The sequence below is a fragment of the Phenylobacterium sp. genome (assembly GCF_031360265.1).
Taxonomy (GTDB): domain Bacteria; phylum Pseudomonadota; class Alphaproteobacteria; order Caulobacterales; family Caulobacteraceae; genus Phenylobacterium.
Window position 1 is genome coordinate 1 of the sequence record NZ_JANMBF010000025.1, and the last position, 4,429, is coordinate 4,429.

The 4,429-nt window shown below is 69.1% G+C and carries 5 protein-coding genes and 1 pseudogene; 1 reads left to right on the forward strand and 5 read right to left on the reverse strand.

Features of this window, described 5'->3' with window-relative positions; genetic code table 11:
• The 4 genes and pseudogenes from RMN86_RS02345 to hrcA all read right to left on the reverse strand — a co-directional run.
• Positions 1-186: pseudogene (locus RMN86_RS02345) on the reverse strand (restriction endonuclease); the annotation flags it as partial.
• An 84-nt stretch (positions 187-270) separates the two neighbouring features.
• Positions 271-1,389 (reverse strand): DNA polymerase III subunit beta, encoded by a 1,119-nt coding sequence (gene dnaN, locus RMN86_RS02350; RefSeq protein ID WP_309604216.1) that lies wholly within the window; start codon positions 1,387-1,389, stop codon positions 271-273.
• 131 nt (positions 1,390-1,520) lie between these two features.
• Complete coding sequence (gene grpE / locus RMN86_RS02355; protein ID WP_309604217.1) at positions 1,521-2,153, reverse strand: nucleotide exchange factor GrpE; 633 nt, start codon at positions 2,151-2,153, stop codon at positions 1,521-1,523.
• 16 nt (positions 2,154-2,169) lie between these two features.
• Entirely contained in the window at positions 2,170-3,237 is a 1,068-nt protein-coding gene (hrcA, locus tag RMN86_RS02360) for a heat-inducible transcriptional repressor HrcA (RefSeq protein WP_309604218.1), read from the reverse strand.
• A 111-nt stretch (positions 3,238-3,348) separates the two neighbouring features.
• Here hrcA and rph point away from each other — a divergent pair, with 111 nt between their 5' ends.
• Positions 3,349-4,065: a ribonuclease PH gene (gene rph / locus RMN86_RS02365; protein WP_309604219.1), complete on the forward strand. Its 717-nt coding sequence runs from the start codon at positions 3,349-3,351 to the stop codon at positions 4,063-4,065.
• 247 nt (positions 4,066-4,312) lie between these two features.
• Here the strand turns inward: rph and RMN86_RS02370 are convergent.
• A partial coding sequence (locus RMN86_RS02370) for a helix-turn-helix domain-containing protein (protein ID WP_309604220.1) occupies positions 4,313-4,429 on the reverse strand: 117 nt, incomplete at its 5' end.

Consider the following 4,429-nt stretch of genomic DNA (forward strand, 5'->3'; position numbering starts at 1 on the left):
CCCGACTTCCGTTTGCCCATTGGGTCCATGGGCAACCTCTCGCTGGATGTCCGTCAGTCTCATGGCCCCGCTAACAGCGTCGACCATCTCCTCAATGGTCATTGAGCTGCCATGCGCCCGCAGTTGTTCAATGATCGGCCAGAGGTATGCGGTGTAGGGTGGGATGTCGGTGGGCGGGTCAGCCAATCTCAATCTCCATACAATTCAGCTGGCGAGCGAGGGGGTGACGGCACTGAGCGCCCAGAGATCTTCCGGATCGGCACGCGCCCCCTAAACCCGCAGCGGCATGAGGATGTACTGGACGTCGACGTCCTGGGGGTCGAGGACCAGGGCCGGGTCGTTGGGGCCGCCGAAGCGCAGTTCGGCCAGTTCGCCGCTGATCTGGTCGGTGATGTCGAGCAGGTAGCGGGCGTTGAAGCTGAGCTCGAAGGGGTCGCCGTCGTAGTCGAGCTCCAGTTCCTCGACCGCCTGGCCGGCCTCCATATTGCGCACGGTGAGCACGCACCTGCCGCCCTCGACCGCCATCCGCACCGAGCGGCTTTTCTCCGCCGAGATCGTCGCCACCCGGTCGACGGCCCTGGCGAACAGCTTGGAGTCCACGCGGACGATGCGGGTGTTGTCCCTGGGGATCACCCGGGGATAGTCGGGGAAGGCGCCGTCGATCACCTTGGAGGTCAGGGCCGCGCCGCCGAAGTCGAAGCGGATCTTCTGGGCCGAGATCTGCAGCTCGACCTGTTCGCCCGCGTCGTCCAGCAGCCGCCGGGCTTCGTTGATGGTCTTGCGGGGCACGATGACGCCTGGGGATCCCGCCGCGCCCTCGGGCGCCGCCATCTCGGCCAGCGCCAGACGCGACCCGTCGGTGGCCACGGCGCGCAGCTTGGCCTGGCCCTCCTCGACCACGGTGTGCAGATAGAGGCCGTTCAGATAGTAGCGGGTCTCTTCCGCCGAGATGGCGAACCGGGTCTTGTCGATCAGCCGGATCAGGTCGGCGACATCGACGGCGACGCCGCCCGCCAGGCCGTCGCCGCTCATCACCGGGAAGTCGCCGGCCGGCAGCACCGGCAGGTTGAAGCGGCTGCGCCCGGCCGAGACGGTCAGGCGCGGGTCCTCGCCGGTGAACGACAGCGAGACGTCGGCGCCTTCCGGCAGCTTGCGGACGATCTCATAGAGGGTGTGCGCCGGCGCGGTGATCTGGCCCGGCTGGTCGACCTGGGCCATCGCCTGGTCGACGATCTCCAGGTCGAGGTCGGTGGCCGAGAAGGTCAGCCGGTCACGCTCGGCCGACAGCAGCACATTGGACAGGATCGGGATGGTGTTGCGGCGCTCCACGGCGCTCTGCACATGCCCCAGCGCCTTCAGCAGCGCCGCCCGTTCGATCGTCAGCTTCATGTCTCAAGGTCCGGACCGCGCCGCGCGGGGGCGATTCGCCGCCCACGCCCCTCGCGTGCAAGGGACTTGCGACATTAGCGACTTCGCGGGGGCTTGGAAGGGGGCCCCCCACGGTTCGCCGGGCGTTCGATCTATGTGCGGGTGTCGAGATTGGCGCCCGCCTCGTCCTCGGCGCTGTCGCGATAGGGATTGGCGCCGGCCATCGGCGCCTCGGCGCCCGCCACCTTGGCGGCGACCACCACCATGGCGGGGCGGACCAGCCGGCCCAGCAGGTCGTAGCCCGGCTGCATCACCTCGACCACGGCGCCCGCGGCCACGTCGGTTCCGGGCAGCTCCATCATCGCCTGGTGCCGGTGGGGATCGAACTTGTCGCCGCGCGCCGGGGCGATGCGCTTGAGGCCATTGCGGTCAAAGGCGCCGTGCAGTTCCTTTTCGGTCATCTCGATGCCGAGGACGAAATTCTTCACCGCCGGGTCGGCGCTGTCGCCAGGCACATGGGCCAGCGCGCGGGCCAGGTTGTCGGCGACGCCCAGCAGGTCGCGGGCGACTTTCTGGATGGCGTAGGCGCGCGCGTCATTGGCCTCGCGCTCGGCGCGGCGCTTGGTGTTCTCCGCCTCGGCGGCGTAGCGCAGGGCCTGTTCCTTCAGGCCCACGGCCTCGGCCTTCAGGGCGGCGATCTGGTCGGCCTCGGCGGCGGCGATGAAGGCGTCGGCGTCGTCGCCGAATTCGCGGGAGGCTTCGGGGGGCGGATTGTCTTCGGACATCTAAAGCTTTCGTCTCTTAGGCGTTCATGACCTGGCCCAGCACCCGGGCGGTATAGTCCACCAACGGAATGATCCGGGCATAGTTCAACCGGGCCGGGCCGATCACACCGATCGCCCCCAGCACCCGCTGCGAGCCCGTCATATAGGGCGCGGCGATCACGGCGGAACCCGAAAGCGAAAACAACCGGGTTTCCGCGCCGATGAAAATGCGCACCCCCTGTCCGTCGCGCACCCCGTCCAGCAGGGAGATCAGCTGCTCTTTCTGCTCCAGGTCCTCGAACAGCGAGCGCACCCGCTCGAGGTCCTCCGCGGCGCCGGCCTCTTCCAGCAGGTTGGCGCGGCCGCGGACGATCAGCGCGCGATCCTGCGCGTCGCCGCCGCCCCAGGCCGCCAGCCCGTCCTCCACCAGCCTGGCGGCGGTGACGTCGAGCTCGCGCCGAGCCTGGTCGAGGTCGGTCTTGAGGTCGACCTTGGCCTCGTTGAGCGTGCGGCCGCGCAGGCGGGCGTTGAGAAAGTTGGACGCCTCGGTCAGCGCCGAGGGGGTGACCCCGGCCGGCAGCCGGATCAGCCGGTTCTCCACCGTGCCGTCGGCGAACACCATCACCGCCAGCGTGCGGTCGGCGCCCAGCGAGACGAACTCCACATGCTTGACGCCCGCGTCGCGGATCGGGGTGACCACGACCCCCGCGCCGCCGGCCAGGCCCGAGAGGATGGCGCTGGCCTCGTTGAGCGCGTCCTCATAGTTGCGGCCGTGGGCGTGCAGCCGGGCCTCGATCGCCTGGCGCTCGTCCGTGCCGATGTCGCCGACCTCCAGAAGGCCGTCGACGAACAGCCTAAGGCCCGCGTGCGTCGGCAGCCGCCCGGCGCTGACGTGCGGGGCGCCCAGCAGCCCCAGCTGCGTCAGGTCCTGCATGGTGTTGCGGATCGAGGCCGGCGACAGCGACAGCCCGGCCTTGGAGAGCGTGCGTGAGCCGACCGGCTCGCCGGTTTCCAGATAGCCCTCGACGATGCGCCGGAAGATGTCGCGCGCGCGCTCGTCCAGTTCGGCCAGGGACGGTCCGGAGGCGAAGAGGGGCGTGCTCACTCAGGCGTCGCGCGATGCTTCCAACGGGCGTCCATGGACTGGACCGTGCCGATCTAGGATAAGCGCGGCGCACGTCCACGCAAGCCGCGCGGCGTCTTCAGGAGTCCAACCATGCGCCCGTCCGAACGCCTCACCGACGCGCTGCGCACGGTGACCCTGGAAACCGGCGTCAACCGCTATGCCGAGGGGTCCTGCCTGGTCAGCTTCGGCCACACCAAGGTGCTGGTCACCGCCAGCCTCGAGGAGGGCGTGCCAGGGTTCCTGCGCGGCAAGGGCCAGGGCTGGGTGACCGCCGAGTACGGCATGTTGCCCCGCGCCACCCATACGCGGGGTCGCCGCGAGGCCGCCCAGGGCAAGCAGTCGGGACGCACCCAGGAGATCCAGCGGCTGATCGGCCGCTCGATGCGCGCCATCGTCGACCTGAAAGCCCTGGGGGAACGCCAGATCTCCATCGACTGCGACGTGATCCAGGCCGACGGCGGCACGCGCACGGCCTCGGTCACCGGCGCCTGGGTGGCGCTGCGGATCGCCACGAAATATCTGCTGGACGAAGGCGTGATCGGCGCCGACCCGATCCTCGACCAGGTGGCGGCGATCAGCTGCGGGGTGTTCAACGGAACCCCGGTGCTCGACCTCGATTACGAGGAGGATTCCAACGCCGAGGCCGACGCCAACTTCGTGCTGACCGGCAAGGGCGACATCGTCGAGATCCAGGCGACTGGCGAGAAGCGCGGCTTCTCCGAGGGCGAGTTCGAGGCGCTGTTCTCGCTGGCCCGCAAGGGCATCGGCGAACTGATCGTCGCCCAGAGGGCCGCGACCGGCGGCTGAGCCTGGCGTCAGAGACCGGCCAGCAGGTGGCGGAAGGCCGAGGCGGGCATCCGCTCCAGCTCACGCGCCAGCGGCGCGAACAGGGCGTCGAGGAATCGTCCAACAGCGGCAAACATCATCACACTCCCTTGTGCAGCGCAGCATTGTGCGGTGCATATAGAAATGAAGCGTTGAGATTGCAAGATTTCCCTAGGGTGGGAGCGGTGGCGTCGTTGCGACGCAGCATCGTTTTGTAGGCCGTCTCCCGTCAGCAGCTGTCGTCCTCGTCGGGGAGGTCGTCGGCGGGGCCGGCTTCATAGAGCAGCAGGTCGCCGGGCTGGCAGTCGAGTTCGCGGCAGAGGGCCGCCAGCGTCGAGAACCGCAC